Here is an 18,877-nt window from a genome sequence, read left to right on the forward strand (position 1 = left end):
GCAAATAATAATCTCATTAAAGTCCTGACCAGATGGTCAATCAAGTGACCGAAAAGTCATAAAGAGGTAATTATGCGTACAGAAACAGCCACTTCCCCTTCAGGACTAATGCAACTGCTTAAGCCACATCGCCCAAGCAATAAACAGTTTTCGATAATGGGGCTATTGGTATTAATCACGGCTGTATTTGAGTTGGCTATTCCTCTGTTGAGCAAATTCATGATAGATAACATCAGCCAGTCAACTTTTGAGGTTAGTATGATTGCCGCACTGGTCGCCATTGTGTTGCTGGCAGCTATTTTCGAAGGTGGTCTAGCATGGTATGGCAGTCACCTTGGTGAGACCACCAACAAGAAACTGCGTTTCTCTGTCTTTTCACATTTGCTCCATGCACAACAATCGGCGTTGAACAATGAACACAGTGCAGAACTTAGTGCCAGGGTGGTGAACGACTCTATGTCAATAAAGTCGATTCTTGCAGAGGACTTAATCGGGTTCATTAGCGGCTTAGTCAGTATTTTTGCTGTTGTCATTATTATGTTTTTCTTAGACTGGAGGCTGACTTTGGTTCTAGTGGCTTGCATTGTGGCAGGTATTGTATTGATCACGCCTTTAGCCATGTCTATGCGTGGCATTGGCATGGCCATGCAAGAGGCTGAAGCGCAGCTTATTGCCAATGTGTCTGAGTGGCTGCGAAGTGCCAAAACCATCAAAGTACACAATGCATCATCACAAGTATTAACAAGTGGTCAGACTCTTTTGGACAATGCTTATCACCATGCCATGCGTCAGGCCAGAGTATTAGCGTTAATCGGACCAATTTCCAACCTTATTCTTATGGTCAGCATGATTGCCATACTGGCTACATCAGCCATTTGGCTCGCTGATGGCAGCCTGACTTTGGGAACAGTTACTGCGTTTTTGATTTATTTATTTGGGCTTGCCTTTCCAATCATGGCAATGGGTATGTTTTTCAGTAATGTCCAGCGTGCGTCGGGCGCCGCAGAGCGCATGCAGAAATTGCTTCAAATCGTAAAGGAAAATACAGAAAACGGCGATTCACTGGCTCATATCAATCATCTGGAGGTGAAGGCACTTACTTATACTGTTGACGAAAAAACGGTTTTGAAGAACATAAACTGGCAGCTCCCAACCACTGGGTTGTCTATGATTATTGGAGAAAGTGGCAGCGGAAAATCATCATTCATTCAGCAATTAGTGGGGCTTTATCCTGAAACGCTAGACTCAGTTCACATTAATAATAAGCCACTAAGTGCTTATTGTTTAAACTCTGTTAGAGCCAAAATAGCCTGGCTGGAACAGCAACCTAGTATCTTTATTGGCTCAGTGCGTGACAACCTCTGTATTGGCTTAATACAAAAGCCAAGTGATCAAGATATTATCGATGTCCTTTCCCGTGTTGGACTTGGTGAGTGGCTGAAGAAACATGATGCCGGCCTTGACCTGCTTTTAAGCGAGCAGCTAAACACGCTTTCAGGCGGGGAGAGACAGCGTTTTGCGTTGGCAAGAGCACTTCTGCGCGATCCAGAACTTTTAATTTTGGACGAACCTACATCCGCATTGGACAAAGAGAGTGAGCAGTCGATAATGCAGTTGCTTAGATCGCTGGCCAACAATATTTGCGTCTTAATGGTCACGCATAACCGGCGACTTATTGAAGAGTCTGATCATGTACTTTGTTTGAAAGAAGGTACTCAGATTAGCACTAACCCGTATGGGATTCCCGCCCGCGGGCAATAGACACTACAATGCCAAAAACTACCAGAACCAATGACAACATCATTGCATTTTCAATGGTGACCATTAACTGCGCTTGTGGTGCGGCTTCAAGCGGAATATCACCCAACAAGCGATTAATAAGGAAGTTTACTAGGCTCATTCCCAGCAAGTTGCCAATGGTTCGCGCCAAATTCATACTGGCTGATGCTACCCCGGTTTCAGCCTGCCTGACTGCCCCCATGATGGCACTGTTATTGGGGGTAGAAAACAAACCAAAACCTATGCCTATGACTAGCAGGGCAATAACGACTGACGACGCTGGAGATGCCTGGTCGAGCAGGGTAAGGAGCACAAAACCTATCGCAACCAGTATACAGCCCGCACTGGCAATGATACGCGCCTGAAAACGATCGGCCAACACGCCTGCGACAGGCGCAACAATGGCCATACATAACGCTTGTACCAGAAGTATTGTGCCAGCCTCACTCGGCGATAACCCCTTTATATACTGCAAATACAAACTCAATAGAAAGACGACCGCAAAATTACTCGCATACATAAAAAACGCGGCAGATAAAGATAGGCTAAATACACGGCTTTCCCTAAACAGCGAGAGGCGAATAAGGGGTTTGCGGCTCCGGTCCTGATGAAAAATGAAAAGACAAAGAGCGATCAGTGAGCCTATACAATATAGCCATCCTTCTACTTGAGGCAAACGCGCCAAACCAAACACCAGTGCCCCCGAAAAGGCCATAAAAAGCAATGAGCCAAACCAGTCAAATCCCGATTCTGTATCGCCCTTCCACTCCCCTTTGAGCTTGATCAGAACAAATCCAATAAGTACGCTGAGCAGCGGTATTTGAATATAAAACACAGCCCGCCATCCCATCAGGTCGGTCACGAACCCTCCCATTGCAGGGGCTGCCGTCAGCCCAATATAGACACAGGATGCTACGATCCCAAGCGCCTTACCTCTTCTGTCAAAAGGGGTTACTGATGACACAATCGCAATGCCCGTAGCGAATATCATCGATGCGGCAATGCCTTGAACAAAGCGCCAAAAAATAATGCTTTCAACGCTGTTCGCCATGGCGCACAAGGCTGTGGTAAGCAGGTTAAGTATTAACCCTGCTGTATAAACCTTTTTTCGTCCTACTCTGTCAGCCAACTTTCCGCAGGGGAGCATAAATGCCACGCTGCCAAGCATATACAATGTAGGTAACCAACCTACCTCACTGGCTGTAGCCCCAAGGTCGGCTGCCAGTGCAGGAATCGCTACATTGACCGCAGCAAGGCCCATAGGGGCAATCAGGTAACCACAGCATACGGCAATGAGTGCGATGTGAGCAGAAGAAAGTGTTTTAATGCTATGCAACCTTTATCAAATAGAGTCTGGTGAAGTACCTTGCTCATGTGCTCGCCGGTGTGCTCCCAAACAATACAAGTGGGTACCGGCTAGTGAAACCAGGCAGTACGCCAAGAAAAAGTAGAAGCCCTGGCCTACCATTGACAACGTCTGCGTGCTTACCTCTATCGCCATTCGAAAACCAAATACAATCAACTCATGGGTTGCAGAAGTCTCTGCATGATTGGTTGACAACACAGCTAAAAATACTGCCACAACAAACACATCGGCCATCGACCATTTCCCGATATTGGACACAAAGCCAACTAACCGCCTTTCTCTTTGCACATTTGGCTGGAAGTACGCCACACTCACAATCAGCGCTTTTAGCAAGGGGATCACTACAGAGAAAAAGAAGATGAGCGCCGACACCAACAAGCGGTCATCCTGCCACAGCTCCTGCACAGCTGCCATGATCGACAACTCTTTACTGACAAGAGGCGAATCTATTGCCGCCTTACCCACAGCAGCGATCAGTTCCATATTTAAACTGAACATAGGCAATAAGATTCCGGGGAAAAACAACCCTAGTGCGCTAATATTTAACGCAAATCCTAAGTGACGCATCTATATGTATACTCCTAGGCAACATCCAAAAATTGTGCAGCTATCTACTCATTGTTGCTGCCATTATACGCAGCAGCGCCAAACAAAAAAGTTTCTGGCTGAACGCCTTGCAGCCCACTATAGTAAGATGAAAGAAGGTAATTCGTCGTACAGCCTTGTTACAAGCGTTGATCAAGCTTAAGAAAGGTAAGGCCCATAATGCAAGAAGCCGCTATACCAAAGGATGAAAAGGCGCGACTAGAGGCGCTCTACAGGTACAATATTCTCGACACAAAAGACGAAGAAGCCTTTGATGAGTTGACTCAACTGGCTTCGACCCTTTGTGAAACGCCTATTGCATTAATCAGCTTGGTCGACCCCAAACGACAATGGTTTAAATCAAGAGTAGGCCTAGATGCAAAAGAAACACCAAGAAACATTGCCTTTTGCTCTCATGCTATCCACGAGCGCGACATTTTTGAAATACCCGACACATTAAAAGACAACCGTTTTTTCGACAATCCGCTTGTTACGGGCCCTCCGCACATTCGCTTCTATGCAGGAACACAACTGGTCACACCGCAAGGCCATGCCATTGGTACCCTATGCACCATTAGTGATAAGCCCAAACGCTTGTCTGCTGACCAAAAACGAGCACTAAAAATACTGGGTAACGCCGTTATTTCACAACTTGAACTCAGGCTCAAAAATGCCGAACTATCCAAAGCAAATGAGCGAAAAACAGAGTTTTTATCGGACATTAGCCACGAGCTCAGAACTCCGCTAAACGCCATTATCAGTCTTAGTCAACTTATGATTGAACAGGGCGACGATTTTCATTTACCCGACAAATTCAAACAGCATTTAATGCACATAGACTTTAGCGGAAAACGTCTATTGTCACTGGTTAATTCAGTCTTAGATTTAAGCAAGATAGAGGCGGGAAAAATGGAATTACACCCCAGCCTCATAGACACGAAAGACTTTTTCTCTTCTATCCACGGTATGATGAAAGCTACGGCTGATGCGGCGCAGGTTGGGTTTAATGTGAATGTGGCGCAAACGCTTCCCGCACAGATCTATATTGATGAAGTAAAGCTAAGCCAAATCATAATGAACCTGCTGTCTAATGCCATAAAATTTACCCCTAAGGGAAACTTAGTTAGCTTGGCAGTTACCTCAGAATCAGACGTGCTGACAATTCAAGTATGTGATCAGGGCGTGGGTATTGCCCAGAAAGACTTACCTCTGTTATTCGACAAATTCAAACAGGTCAGCATACACCGCACAATTGAAGGAACAGGGTTGGGATTGCCCATAACAAAACTGCTCATCGAGTTAATGGGCGGTAATATCGATATTCAAAGTCAGGTAGGAAAGGGAACGCAAGCAAGTGTCACTCTACCCGTTGAACCGGTTTTAATGTGCAACTACGAACACAAACCGGCTCGCCCAAAGATAAATAAACAAGCAAAAATTCTGGTTGTTGAAGACAACTTAATTAATCAGGAGGTCGCCAAAGCCGTATTTGAATCACTTTCGCTGAACATGGAATTCGCAGATGATGGTGAACAGGGCGTAGAGAAGGCAAAGGGCAACCATTACGATATTATCTTTATGGATTTGCATTTACCTGGAATTAGCGGCTGGGATGCGGCCGAACAAATTCATAAATACAACAAAGATATCCCGATCGTTGCATTATCTGCCGACGCATTCAGTAATGCCCCAGACAAATACAAAAGCAAAGGCATCGTCGATTTCTTAACCAAGCCCATCAACAAAGTTCACCTTACCCGCGTGCTTGAAAAAATCATCCCAGCAGGGTGACTATTTATGGCTTATTGCAAAGGGTAAATTCGCATAACCACACTGCATGGGCGATTGACTAAATTGCGTTGCTGTATTGGCCTGAAGTAAATAAGTGACATTGTCATGCTGCCATGAGAACGGTTTATCCGCCTGACAGTTGGCTCGGACGGCAGCTCGCCATTGCGATTCGTCTGTGTATGCATAAGCTTTTGCATCATTGGCGGGCCAGCTTACCGCAAACCCCTTGCGATTTAATATGACCTTGGTCCCTGTTGGCCAGAAGTGGGCCAAGCCACCAACACTTCGCGTATTACCCGAATGAGTATTTACTTGCCGATAATCATGTGTTCGCAGGTCGGCAACAAACACACCTCGTTCGCCAATCACTTTAAAGTGTGTGCTCTCTCCCTCTTGCCTAACCATCAATGCCGTCGTTTCATCAACACCGAAGCCAAAATTTTGTTGGGCCGCCAGGGCTGTCATAATCAATCGTACTTCTCGGTTTCGCTCTGAAAAATGGGTATCCAGCAGGCCTTGACGGAATAACCCAGTGCCGCCTTCAGCGCGATAAGTAACATCATCCGACCTAACTGTTTCACTACAACCACTGGTTTCACTGCAACGAACAGAAGGTGCAGAGTACGCAAATACACCTCGTTTGATGGCAGCACTGGGAATACCATTCGTTAACATGGGGATAGGGTTATTGTTGACGGCCCCCCCTGCTTGCACGGCTGTGCCTGCGCTGGTTCCGCCAACCACTAGTTGCCCATTCTGCATGTTTTTACGGATAACCATTAGCGCCTCTGAGGGGAGACCTTGTGGCGTTAAAAGCGCTGCCAGGGTTTTACTTTGATCACCGCCATTAAAAAACACACCTTGCGCATGAGTTAACGCATCAATGACTTTTGAGGGGTTTTCACACAAGGTTTTCTCAAAGGCCACTCTGTCAGGATAAACGGCCTTGCGGTTAAACAGGCTGCGCTTTGAATGTAAGTCAACCATTCTGCTGCAAATGTCGGAGTCAAACTCTCTGAGGTACTGGGCCTCCTGCCACGCTGCAGAGAGCGGTAACCACTGCACATTGACGTTGAGGGACTCAAAAACGCCTTCATAGAAATCCGCCGACTCAAAATGATCGCGAGAGGAAGCGGTGATCACAACAATATTAGGGGCTTTATCTTTGTTTGATGCTGATAAACGCAAGCGAGCTTGATCTACAAATGCGTTGTACACGTCGACACTCGCTGCGTTGGTATTGTCGGGTACAGACACTTTCTCTTGAAGTCTGGCACCTTTACTGTCGATTTGTTGTACCTCATGAAAATCAACGAGCGCATAATAGGCAGGATCAGATAGCAGTCGAGTAAAGTCTTTAAGCCCACTTTTTGATTCAATTACCGCATCAAGTGCATCCAGAAACTCGCCACGGGATATTGTGCTTTCAGCCAATTTTGAATATTCATTCGTATCAATTGCATAAAATGCTTGTTTAATTTCTTCGGGCAGCTGACTAAATTGCGGCGTATTAATCCACAACGCTCTTGCTTCTGGTGAAAATTGAAACAACAACTGTTGTTTTCCTCCTACAATATTTACATCGTTTTCACACTGTTTTTTGGTCATACTGGAGCAGGTTTTTAACGCCCCGCCCGCAAGCACTAGTTCATACTGTTCATTTTCAGCTAACACACTGTATGAAATAAGAAAAAATGGGATAAAGAACACTGTCAAAATAGCGTCTTTCGAGCGGTGAATTCGGCGAGCCAAGTGATCTAAAATTTGGTCTAACATAACAAGTGTTATCCAGTTGTTGAGGAGTTGACTTTGCAACAAGGTAGTGCTAACAAGAAAAGTAAGTCAACGCTAAAATTAACTTTGACGTTGAGTTTACTATGCACCTTTTTGAATAGTTAGTCAGGCAAAAGCATGATTAAAAAAGCAGCGAATATCAGCAATTATCGCTATCAAAATTACTATTTGTCGGAGTGGTTTGACGAATAGACCTTCCCCTAACACACCTCTCTCGGGTGTGCGGTTATTGCTGCGTCATAGGCAGCCACGCTAAGTAACATTACTAAATTTATGTTTGATCGCCTTGTTGCGATTCACAGCTTTGCCGGCACAGTGCTGTTTGCTGTGGGAAGGAAAATCTTATGAAATATTCATTACTTACGCTCGCTGTTGCGGCGAGCATGCAATCTCAACCACTCTATGCGCAAGACACAACAGACGAGCGTGAAGAGAAAACAGTCGAAGTCATTCAAGTCACAGGATCGAATATCCGTGGTGTGGATTTAGAAGGATCTCAACCCGTTACTGTCATCACATCAGAAGATATAGCACGCATGGGCGTAGCAACTATCTCCGACTTAATGGACAGAGTGAATCAAGCGCGAGGCGGTGTAGGCAGTTTTGATTCCACCCAAAGTGGCGCTACATCTACATCAACACCTCCTGGTCAAGCCGCTGCAGCTTTGCGAGGACTCGGCCCATCAGCCACCTTAACCCTGGTAAATGGCCGGCGTGTAGCAGCAAGTTCTTTTGCGTCTGGCACGGAAAACTTTGTCGACATAAACAGCATTCCCGCATCTGCCGTTGAGCGCGTTGATATTCTCGCAACAGGCGCCTCAGCCATTTACGGTGCTGATGCTGTTGCGGGTGTTATCAATTACATTCTCAAAGACAGTGTAGAAGAGTCCACGCTTTCTGTTTCCTACGAAAACACCACTGACAATGACAATCACGGTCAGTTTAATGTGCAAGGTACATTTGGCGGTGAAGTGGCTGGCGGTAACCTAGTAGCATTTTTCGACTACTTTGATCGCGAAGCGATTAAAGCGACAGACTTTGCTGCAACGCGTTCGCCTGTTCTAACAAGCAGTTACTCTTATCTGCCTAAAAATACACCTAACATCTATTATTTTTCTGCTCGCGACGGTAATGAAATCGGAGCACCTAACTGTGCCACGCCGCTAGTGGAAACAGAATTTGGCGAGATGATTTGCGCCTACTATGGCAACGAAGACGACTATTTCGAAGCGCCGTTAGAATCACTATCTGGTGGACTCACCTTTACCAAGGAAATCGACGACCTCTTCTGGCGTACTGATCTTATGGTAACAAGAACTGAATCAACCTCGTTTTCTACGCCAGCGCCAATTAATCAGCTCGATGACAGTGAGGGCCCCTTCGTTGATGAGACAGCATTAGATGTGTTTTCGCCTGAGATTAGAGATGCACTGCTCGACAATCTGTACATTGACCCATTCGATACCCTGCTTGGAAGAGAGTTATTTGGATTTCAATATGATGCGCGATTCGGCACGCCTAGAACGGTTGAGATTGAATCGACTTCAGTCAGGTTAGTATCTGTACTCAATGGTACGGTTGGCGCATGGGATTGGGAATCAGGCATTACCCTTTCGCGTTCAGAATCAGAGCAGGTTGCGGTTGCCGGTATTTATGACCGTTATCGCTACACTGCTGCCATAAGTGGTGAGCTTTGCGCGAATGGACAAATTGCTAATCTGAATAACAACGGCATGCCTGAATGCAGCGGCAGCCAGTTATTGCCTATGTACAATCCGTTTCTACAAAATGATCCCAATAACGACGCAACACTGGCTCTGACTCAGGCTCGCCCAACCCGAGATGGCGAAAGTACCCTGTATGGCTGGGACATCAAATTCACCGGTGAGTTAATGGAGTTTGGTGACGATTTCATTCGCATTGCGACGGGTGCAGAAGTGCGTCGTGAAGAAATCACAGACATCCCATCATTGGATTCCAGAGCGCGCTTTGAAAACGAGTATTTAGTCGATGTATTTGGATATGGTTCAAGTTTGTCAGAAGCAAGTCGCACGCAATGGGGTGTATTTGCTGAGCTTTATGTACCGCTGACCGAAACCCTAGAGATGCAGTTGGCGGGTCGCTTCGATGATTACAATGACTTTGGCAGTACGTTTAATCCCAAAGTAGGCCTGACCTTTCGCCCCATTGACGAGCTTGTGCTTCGGGCCAGTTGGTCTACCGCATTTCGCGCGCCCTCTCTAACTCAGGCAGGCGTACAATTGCGAACTACACGAGCTTCTTTCGACTGCGGTGCCAACCAAACCGTTGCCGATCTTTATTGCGAAGGTGATTCACGAGTAGTAGGAAACAATGTACTTGAGCTAGGCAACCCCGCACTTAAACCTGAAGAATCTGAGTCCTACAGTATTGGCTTGGCTTATAGCCCCACGAAGAACACAACCATCACACTTGATTACTGGGCTTTCGAACACGAGGACTTAGTCGATACCAATATGACTGATGTATTGGCACGTGCAACCACAGATGCATCGCTTAGACACTGCGGTTTAGTGCCCGTGGGCGAGCAGGGAATCTCTTATGACCCAGACCTGTGTCTTGTTACTGACAATAGCGGCAGAACGATTGAAGAAGACGGCGCTAACCTGTTCGAAATCCTTGATGCCTGGGATGCGTTTGATCAACCAAGATTTATTGAACTACCCTTATTCCGTGACCATGTTATCGCGCTCGACAATACAGGTTCACAGGAACTGGAAGGCATTGATATAGATTTGCGGCACGTTGTGGAATTTGGCGCGGGCGAGCTGGAGTTTGGTTTCAATGGTACGCACTATCTCACCTATGACAGAAACATCATAGGCTCTGAAACCATTGAATCAATAGCAGGCACTTTCAGTTATCCTGAAACGTTTGCCACCGCAGAAGTGTTCTGGGTGGCCGAAAGCTGGGATATTGGTTTATATCTGGACTATACCGGGCAGTATGAAGACGATATTGAAGGCTTACGCGGGCGAGAGTTTGACGAAGTCGATGCGCTTGGTTTACTGGATGAAAACGGTGCAAGAGACGTGTCAAGCTGGACAACAGTCACATTGAGCGCGGGCTATTACTGGGAGAACTTGGAAATGCGCTTAACTGTCGACAACCTGTTTGACCGCGATGCGCCGCTCGCCTTTGGCTCTTCACGTGGCTTTGATGGCTATAACCACGACCCGTACGGTACGCAATATCGTCTGGCCGTAAGCTATTACTTTGACTAAGGAACACTATGCAAAAGCCTGCTAATTCAATCAAAGTACCTGACGCATTTGTCATTCTTTTCTTTGTCATTGTATTGGCAGGTGCCCTGACACATGTCATTACGCCCGGCGCATTCAGTACAGAAACGGTTGTTCTGAGTGATGGCAGTAGTAAAACGCTGGTGGATCCTCAAAGCTTTGCTTTCCACCCTGACGATCCCGCATCAGGAGTACGATTGTTCGAAGGAGACGGAGAAACAACCGGACTGCTGAATTATGCCTTTGATGGCATGGTATCGGGCAGTAAATGGGGTTCAGCGGTTGGGGTCGTCGCGTTCATTCTTATTGTGGGAGGGGCGTTTGGCATCGTAATGAAAACCGGTGCTATACACAATGGTATCCTCAGTCTGATCGCAAACACCAAACAAGCGGATATCGTGGTTTTACCGCTCATGTTTCTGTTGTTCTCAGTAGGTGGTGCTGTTTTTGGTATGGGCGAGGAAGCTATCGCCTTTTGTATTGTGCTTGTGCCTTTGGTCGTTGCATTGGGTTATGACAGTATTACCGCTGTGCTTATCACCTATGTGGCCACACAAATTGGTTTTGCCACCAGCTGGATGAACCCATTTTCAGTGGCCATTGCGCAAGGTATTGCGGGCGTACCCTTACTGAGTGGACAGGGTTTTCGCATGGCTACTTGGGGGGTATTTACCCTGGTGGGATTGGTGTTCACGCTGTTGTATGCAAGAAAAATCAAGGCCAATCCGGCGTTATCCCTCAGCCATAAAAGTGACCAATTGCACCATGTAGCCCCAAAAGACAGTAAGATCGCACACACATATAGTGTACTTGATAGCGTTATCCTGCTGACTTTTTTAGCCGGAATTGTATGGGTCATTTATGGCGTAATCGTTCACGAATATTACATTCCGCAAATCGCCAGTCAGTTTTTCACTATCGGCGTAGTGGTTGGCATTATTGCAGTTATTGGACGCAGGATGGGGGCAAACGATGTTAGCCAGTCTTTTGTTCATGGTGCCAAGGAACTGCTTCCGGCTGCACTTATTGTGGGTATGGCAAAAGGTATTGTACTGGTGCTAGGCGGCGACGATGTCACTACCCCTTCTGTGCTAAATAGCCTGCTTCACTATACCAGCCAGGGTATGAGCGAATTTACCTCAACAACAAGTGCGTTGTTAATGTTGTTATTCCAAAGTACGTTTAACTTTTTTGTAGCGTCTGGCTCTGGTCAGGCTGCTATCACAATGCCACTGATGTCCCCTCTGGCTGATTTAGTCGGAGTAACACGTCAAGTAGCAGTACTGGCCTTTCAGTTGGGCGACGGATTAACCAATCTCATTATTCCCACATCGGCCTCACTCATAGGTTGCCTGGGCGTGGCCCGCATAGACTGGACCGTGTGGGTGAGATTCGTGTGGAAGTTTGTGCTTGGACTTTTTGCACTGGCTTGTTTAACTATTGTTTTTGCTGTCCAAACGGGATTCGCGTAATGATTACTCTAATAAAAAACGCCAATGTGTACGCTCCACTCCCTATGGGAATTAATGACATACTTATCTGCGATGGCAGAATAGCCGCTATCGAGCCTGACATTACTCTTAGTGGAAAACATGTCACCACCGTAAACGCTAATGGCTTGCTTGCCCTGCCCGGACTCGTTGATGCGTTAGTCCATATAACCGGTGGCGGTGGCGAAGGGGGTTTTCACACCCGTACTCCGCAAATGTCACTGACCGATGCCAGTTTATCCGGCGTGACAACGGTGATTGGCGCACTTGGTACTGATGCGACAACGCGTTCATTACCTGACTTAATTGCAAAATGCAGAGCGCTCGATAGCGAGGGTATCAGCGCCTATTGCTATTCAGGCTCTTATCAGCTGCCCATTCGCACCTACACAGGTAACCTGACAGATGACATAGTGATGTTGGACAAGATCATAGGTGTGGGTGAGGTCGCCATTGCCGATCACCGAGCCTCCCATGCCACGGTTTCAGAATTGGTGCGAGTAGCCTCTGATGCTCGTGTAGGCGGCATGCTTTCTGGCAAGGCAGGAATAGTAAGTATTCACACCGGTGATCATGAAACATGCCTGTCTATGCTACACCAAGCAGTGTCTGAATCTGCCATTCCTCCCACACAATTTTATCCTACTCACATTAACCGCAGTCAGCACCTATTAGATGAAGGCATAAAATGGGCTGATGCAGGTGGCTTTATCGATATGACAACCAGCACCAATGCACAGTTTATTGCTGAGGGTGAAATACCCGCAGCTGACGCTGTGGCATACTGCTTTTCGCGCGGTGTCTGTGCTTCTCAGGTTACTATGAGCAGCGACGGCAACGCCAGCCTACCTGTCTTTAATGAGCAGGGAGAATTAGTTGGTTTAGAAGTAGGGAAAGTAGGCAGTCTTCATACATCTTTGGCAGGCCTGATTAATCTCCCAGACGTAACACTGCAAGATGCTATTGCCACAGTAACATCCACGCCAGCGTCCATTCTAAAGCTAAAACAGAAGGGCCAATTAGCCCCTCATAATGATGCTGATATCTTATTATGTGAGCCAGGCTCACTCGCACTCAGCCATGTGTATGCCAAAGGACAATTATTGTGTCACCAAGGCAAAGCGCTGGTGAAAGGAACCTTTGAATAGCTTGCACTAACGCTTGCGTTTGATGGCTTTATTGCATCGCCACAACAAATAGTGAACGAACAACCAAAAATCTTTGAACGCAGGGTTGTTAGTTTGTTTGTGGTGATAGCGGTAATAGATCTGCTGCACAATACCGGCTAAACGAAACAATCCGTACACCTCATAAAAGGTAAAGTCTACACGCGCTATTTGGCGTTTCTCACAGTAATAATCTATAACCTGCTCACGGGTCAAAATACCCGGCAGATGAGTGGGCTGACGACGGATCTTTTGTGCAAAAAAGTCGTCATCAGCTTCGATCCAGTATGCCAGCGTATTGCCCAGGTCCATCAGAGGATCGCCTAATGTGGCTAGTTCCCAATCTAATACGCCAATAACGGTAGTGGGGTCATCCTGTGCTAACACCACATTGTCAAAACGAAAATCATTATGCGTCAAACATATGTGTTCTTTGTCGGGCATATTGTTTTCTAACCAGGTTCGGATTTTCTTGGCTTTAGGCACATTCCAGGTTCTCGCATTCACATACCGTTTATTCCAACCTTCAATTTGCCGTTCAATGTAACCCGCTCCTTTGCCTAAATGTGTTAGTCCGGCAGCTTCTACATCCACCTCATGTAACTCAATCATGCAGTCCAGCACATTGTGGCAAAGTGTGTGTGTTTGTGCTGGGGTAATGGTTAAACCGCGAGGTAAATTCTTACGAGGAATAATGCCCGTCAGCTTTTCCATGACGTAGAAGTCAGTACCGATAACGTCTGGGTCATCACAAAAAGCAAACATATCAGGTACATAAGGATAAACTGGCTTAAGGGCTTTTTGGAGCTGGTATTCTCGCTCCATATTATGTGCACCTTTGGCTTTTGTGCCGGCAGGTGCGCGCCGAAGTATGTACTCACTGTCAGGATAAGTAAGACAATAAGTCCAGTTAGAGGCTCCCCCTGTGTACTGGGTCACTTCAGGTAAGCCAGTATGAGTTATCCCCTGCTGCTGAAGCCAGGCGTTCACAGCGTCAATATTCAGGGCTTCGCCGTCTCTCACGCGACTGGCTTTATCAAGTGTATTGTCTGTCACTAGAAATTTGCTCTCTTTCATGGCCTAACGTAACTCTAATGCAAGATAACACTATGAATAAAACAAAAACCTTTCAAAATATACTTTGAATTATATTCACACATTACAACACGTTTTTATCTTGCCAGAATGACATTGCCGCATGCAGTACGCGCTCTGGTGCTTCGACTTGAGGGTAATGACCGACCTTATCGAGTCGCGTTACTTCAGCATTGGCTACACGTGTTTCGTACGCGTCACAAAGGTGATTGCCAGAAATAGGATCATCAACGCCATTGATCAGCTTAACCGGGCAAGGGGGCCAATTCGTCGCATTTCCCCACCGCAAACGATGCACTTTTCGCTCCTGCATATACTTAATCAATTCTGGTAACACCGCTCTTCCCCCATCGCGTGTCATCAAGTCCCAATACAACATCAGATCAGCGTTATCGATGGGTTGGGTACAGATACTTTGCAGTGTACCGGCAAATTTTTTATAAGAGGTCAGTTTAGCAACCAGAGGCCCAATAGGACTCATTAGGAGTTTTTGGATAAAGCGAGGACGATGCACACCCGGATACAGCCCACCGTTTAAAAAAATGCAACTACGCAGGGTGATCTCAGTTTGCTCACTGGCTCTGGCAAGCAGCTCCTGGCCAACCGTATCGCCATAGTCGTGACACAACAAATGTACTTCGCTGATCGCCTTTTGACGGAGCAGGCCAACACAGATGTCAGCCTGTTGCATCAGCGTTATTGCTTGTCGCTTGGGTTTATCTGATAAGCCAAACCCTAATAGGTCTAAAGTTAAACAGCGAAAGTGCGCGGTCAGCGCAGGCCAGAGGGGTTGCCAATCAATACTGGCAGTGGGGAAACCATGTATGCATAACAGAACCGGCTTATTGGTCTCACCACTGTCTTTAACAAACAGTGTGTGATTGTGCCAAGTGAAAGACTCACTGCCCTGTTTCCAACTGTCCAAATCCATCATGTATCTCCAAGGTTTTACTCAGGAAAGCAAATTTTCCCCATACTCGTCAATGGCATACCTGCGATGGTTGGGGATGCACTGGCATTACCTGCAATACATTCATTTGCTAATAGAGCAAACAATGCCGCTTCTTTTGCATTGCCATCCATGCCTAACGCGTCAGTTGTTGCCACTTTCATGCCGGGTAGCTGCTCTGATATCTTTGCCATCATTAACGGGTTAAGCGCACCACCGCCGCTCACATACACCGCATTAGCCTTTGTGGTCTTTATAGCATCGCATATAGTGTGAGCAGAGAATTGTGTTAACGTTGCCAATATATCCTCGTGCGAAACCCCTTGTAAGCCCAACGCTGCCTGTTTGGCGTCGAGTAACGCCAGGTTAAAGAGTTCTGGCCCAGTTGTTTTAGGAAATGCCTGCTGGAAAAAGCTATGTGACATTAAGTCGTCCAACAGTCGACGATTAACTTTGCCCCGACTCGCCAACTTGGCGTCTTTGTCGTAGTCCAGATTAAATGCACGCTGGCAATAAGCATCTAATAACGTGTTTCCAGGACCAACATCTGTGCAATAAGGAGCAGCCTTAACGCTGTGTGCCGGCAAATAGGTAAAATTAGCAATACCGCCAATGTTGAGCAATATTCGGTTTTCGGTTTCCGACGAAAATAACAGGTTGTCACCATAAACCACTAAAGGCGCACCCTCGCCGCCTGCGGCTATTTGGCGTTGCCTGAAATCACAGACGGTGGTGATCCCACAGGCGCGAGCCACATGGTCGCCATCACCTAGCTGCAGTGTCGCATTGGGCTGTTCGCATATGCCATGAAATGACCGTGGCGCGTGAAATACCGTTTGCCCGTGACTTGCGACTAAATCGATAGAGTCAGCACTTATCTGCCAGTGCTCAAGAGCATCTCGCACCATATGGCCATGCAGAGTACCAATACTGGCGTTGAGTAGACATAATGTTTGTAAATCAACCTGCTTTTTAGCAAACACCTGCTTGATAGACTGCTTCTGCTGGTCATTGTAAGGCGTGGTTAAAAAGGCAGTCACCTTGAGTGTAGTCTGTGCACCTGAACCACTGATTTCACAGAGCGCTATGTCCAGCCCATCCAGCGATGTGCCACTCATCAGGCCTACAATACGACGAACGGGCTTTTCAGCAATAACTGCCAGCTTTTGAATATGTTGCAACATCTTTTAGTCATTCGTAAAAAGTCTACTAAGAGGCATCAAACCATATCACAAGGCAAACATCAGGACTCTATTTTAAATCCAACCATCGTCCTTTGAAGCGTTGAATTGTTATGTTGAACATCATCAAACAACCTCCTCAGTTTTAGCGCCAGTCGCCGTCCGTTTGTGCTTACCGTGTGTCCGCAGCGGACACTTTTTCTGTCCGCGGACACAATTTATAAACCTAAAAAAAATATTCCATATAAAAATCAATAAGTTAAAAATTGGCACACTATTCTCATAGTCACTACCAACAGAATACACAATGGACGTTCGACTATGACACTGACTTACTTTTTGATTTCGCCTATCACCATATTGGCCATCTCTGTGATGGTGGTGCTGGCAGAGAATGCTGCACAGGAGAAAGTCTTATGATCCGTGATACACAAGCACAAGATACGGTTATCGCCTCACCAAAAAAGCGCGTCAAAAAATGGATCGTGGCCGTGACAGCGCTGGTAGCCATTGGATTTGCCGCTAATGCCATGTTATCGGCCCCCAGTGCAGACATTTCCATCGACCGCGTGAGTGTTCAGATTGGCACCCTTGAAAGAGGTGAGTTAGTGCGTGACATCGTTTCAAATGGTCGGATAGTCGCCGCCAATGCGCCCCAGCTTTATAGCCCGGAAGAGGGGTTTGTCGATCTTAAAGTAAAAGCCGGTGATCAGGTTGAGCAGGGACAAGTTGTCGCAATTGTTGATAGTCCAGAATTAAACAACACCTTAAAGCAGGCGCGTTCTGAGCTTGCCAGACTGGAGGGTGAAATGGCGCGACAAGAGCTTGATGCCAGACGTCAAACTCTGTTACTCAACAAGCAAGTTGATTTGGCAGGGGTAGATTTAGAAGCCGCCGAGAGGGAAAACCGACGGGCTCAGGCTTCAATTAAAGACCACCTGATCAGTCAAATTGACTTCGAAAAAGCGGTGGATGACTTAGCCAGAGCACAATTAACGCACAAGCATGCCTTTGAAGAAGTGGCGTTGGCGAAAGACACCCTGGCTTTTGAATTGCAGTCCGCCAAGGAGACTGTCGAACAGCAGCGGCTTACCGTTGAAGAGTTACAGCGCCAGGTAAAAAATCTGCATATTCTGGCCAGTGTGTCTGGTGTAGTAGGCAGCCTTAACGTGCAGCCCAGAGCCCGTGTGGCGAAGAACGATACCCTGATGACACTGGTTGATTTGACCGCCTATGAAGCTGAATTAAACGTCGCGGAAAGTTATGCCAATGACATTGGTATCGGTATGCAAGTGGAAATCACCATGGGCGCAACCACGCGCAGGGGTACAGTATCGGCCATATCTCCAGAGGTCATAAATCGTGAAGTTATTACCCGTGTTCGCTTTGACGACAACAATATTAGTGGCCTCAGACAAAACCAGCAGCTGTCAGCGCGCATTTTACTGGAAAACAAAGCCAACGTGCTCAAGGTAAGACGCGGTAGTTTTTTACAGGCCGGTGGACACGTCGCTTACAAACTCAATGGTGACGTTGCTGAACGCGTCAATATTCAACTAGGCGCCACCAGCATGCGGGAAGTAGAGGTGTTAAGTGGCCTCGAAGCCGGCGACCAAATCGTGATTTCAAGTTATGAAGAATTTAACCAAGCGCCATCGCTATTGCTGCGCTAATAAAGGGAACGTAAAGATGTTAAAAATGCAAAAAATAAACAAAGTCTATCAAACTGAAATGGTGCAAACCCACGCATTGCGCGACTTTAGTCTAGAGGTCAATGAGGGGGAATTCATTGCGGTTACAGGGCCGTCTGGCTCGGGCAAAACGACGTTCCTAAACATTGCTGGCATGCTGGAAACCTTTACCGATGGAGAATACGAACTAGACGGTGTGCGCGTTGGCGGCCTGAATGACAATCAACGTGCAGACTTGAGAAACCAAAAAATTGGTTTCATTTTCCAAGGATTTAACCTTATCCCAGACCTTAACCTGTATGAAAATGTGGAAGTGCCTTTGCGCTACAGAGGTATCAAAACTGCCGAGCGCAAACGCAGAATTGAACGCTGCCTTGAGCAAGTCGGCTTAGGCAGTCGGGCTAAGCACCTTCCGCAACAATTATCAGGTGGACAACAACAGCGGGTTGCCATTGCCCGAGCTCTTGCCGGAGAACCCAGATTTCTTCTGGCTGATGAACCTACAGGTAACTTAGACAGTTTGATGGCTCGCCAGGTCATGGAGCTGCTGGAACAAATCAATCGTGACGGCGCCACTATTGTGATGGTAACACACGACCCGGAATTGGCCCGTCGCGCTCCTCGAAACATCCAAATTGTTGACGGACAGATGGCTGACTTTACCTTATATCAAGGTGCAGCTGAACACGCTGTGGCAATGGAGGCATAG

At 46.8% G+C, this 18,877-nt stretch carries 13 protein-coding genes; 7 read left to right on the forward strand and 6 right to left on the reverse strand.

The window, feature by feature from the left end; translation table 11 throughout:
- Positions 1-72: 72 nt before the first annotated feature.
- Positions 73-1,761, forward strand: coding sequence for an ABC transporter ATP-binding protein (locus tag DRW07_RS13860; protein WP_124028525.1), 1,689 nt, complete (start codon positions 73-75; stop codon positions 1,759-1,761).
- On the opposite strand, the gene DRW07_RS13865 is transcribed toward DRW07_RS13860, so the two are convergent.
- On the reverse strand, positions 1,727-3,106 hold the full coding sequence (locus DRW07_RS13865; RefSeq protein ID WP_377923167.1) for an MFS transporter: 1,380 nt from the start codon (positions 3,104-3,106) through the stop codon (positions 1,727-1,729). The genes DRW07_RS13860 and DRW07_RS13865 overlap by 35 nt on opposite strands.
- A gap of 15 nt (positions 3,107-3,121) precedes the next feature.
- Positions 3,122-3,712: a paraquat-inducible protein A gene (locus DRW07_RS13870; RefSeq protein WP_124028526.1), complete on the reverse strand. Its 591-nt coding sequence runs from the start codon at positions 3,710-3,712 to the stop codon at positions 3,122-3,124.
- 198 nt (positions 3,713-3,910) lie between these two features.
- On the opposite strand from DRW07_RS13870, the gene DRW07_RS13875 reads away from it, so the two are divergent.
- The gene (locus tag DRW07_RS13875) at positions 3,911-5,521 is read left to right on the forward strand and encodes a hybrid sensor histidine kinase/response regulator (RefSeq protein WP_124028527.1); all 1,611 of its coding nucleotides are present in this window, start codon (positions 3,911-3,913) and stop codon (positions 5,519-5,521) included.
- Here the strand turns inward: DRW07_RS13875 and DRW07_RS13880 are convergent, their stop codons facing one another.
- Positions 5,522-7,297 carry a cyanophycinase gene (locus DRW07_RS13880; protein WP_124028528.1) on the reverse strand — a complete coding sequence of 592 codons (1,776 nt, stop codon included), beginning with the start codon at positions 7,295-7,297 and terminating at the stop codon, positions 5,522-5,524. It lies immediately after the preceding gene.
- A gap of 362 nt (positions 7,298-7,659) precedes the next feature.
- Between DRW07_RS13880 and DRW07_RS13885 the strand changes: the two genes are divergently transcribed.
- From DRW07_RS13885 to iadA, 3 genes are read left to right on the forward strand one after another with little or no spacing between them, the layout of a single operon-like run.
- Complete coding sequence (locus DRW07_RS13885; RefSeq protein ID WP_124028529.1) at positions 7,660-10,578, forward strand: TonB-dependent receptor plug domain-containing protein; 2,919 nt, start codon at positions 7,660-7,662, stop codon at positions 10,576-10,578.
- 8 nt (positions 10,579-10,586) lie between these two features.
- Positions 10,587-12,068 carry a putative basic amino acid antiporter YfcC gene (gene yfcC, locus DRW07_RS13890; protein WP_124028530.1) on the forward strand — a complete coding sequence of 494 codons (1,482 nt, stop codon included), beginning with the start codon at positions 10,587-10,589 and terminating at the stop codon, positions 12,066-12,068.
- Positions 12,068-13,234, forward strand: coding sequence for a beta-aspartyl-peptidase (gene iadA, locus DRW07_RS13895; protein ID WP_124028531.1), 1,167 nt, complete (start codon positions 12,068-12,070; stop codon positions 13,232-13,234). Before yfcC ends, iadA begins: the two co-directional genes overlap by 1 nt.
- Before the next feature lie 6 nt (positions 13,235-13,240).
- Here the strand turns inward: iadA and DRW07_RS13900 are convergent, their stop codons facing one another.
- From DRW07_RS13900 to DRW07_RS13910, 3 genes are all read right to left on the reverse strand, one after another.
- The gene (locus DRW07_RS13900) at positions 13,241-14,308 is read right to left on the reverse strand and encodes a phosphotransferase family protein (RefSeq protein WP_240630638.1); all 1,068 of its coding nucleotides are present in this window, start codon (positions 14,306-14,308) and stop codon (positions 13,241-13,243) included.
- A 103-nt stretch (positions 14,309-14,411) separates the two neighbouring features.
- Positions 14,412-15,281, reverse strand: coding sequence for an alpha/beta fold hydrolase (locus DRW07_RS13905; RefSeq protein ID WP_124028533.1), 870 nt, complete (start codon positions 15,279-15,281; stop codon positions 14,412-14,414).
- Positions 15,282-15,295: 14 nt separating this feature from the next.
- Entirely contained in the window at positions 15,296-16,480 is a 1,185-nt protein-coding gene (locus DRW07_RS13910; protein ID WP_124028534.1) for an anhydro-N-acetylmuramic acid kinase, read from the reverse strand.
- A gap of 413 nt (positions 16,481-16,893) precedes the next feature.
- On the opposite strand from DRW07_RS13910, the gene DRW07_RS13915 reads away from it, so the two are divergent.
- The gene (locus DRW07_RS13915; RefSeq protein ID WP_124028751.1) at positions 16,894-18,150 is read left to right on the forward strand and encodes an efflux RND transporter periplasmic adaptor subunit; all 1,257 of its coding nucleotides are present in this window, start codon (positions 16,894-16,896) and stop codon (positions 18,148-18,150) included.
- A gap of 16 nt (positions 18,151-18,166) precedes the next feature.
- On the forward strand, positions 18,167-18,877 hold the full coding sequence (locus DRW07_RS13920) for an ABC transporter ATP-binding protein (protein ID WP_124028535.1): 711 nt from the start codon (positions 18,167-18,169) through the stop codon (positions 18,875-18,877).

The sequence above is a fragment of the Paralteromonas sediminis genome, assembly GCF_003820355.1.
In the GTDB taxonomy this organism is placed as follows: Bacteria; Pseudomonadota; Gammaproteobacteria; order Enterobacterales; family Alteromonadaceae; genus Alteromonas_F; species Alteromonas_F sediminis.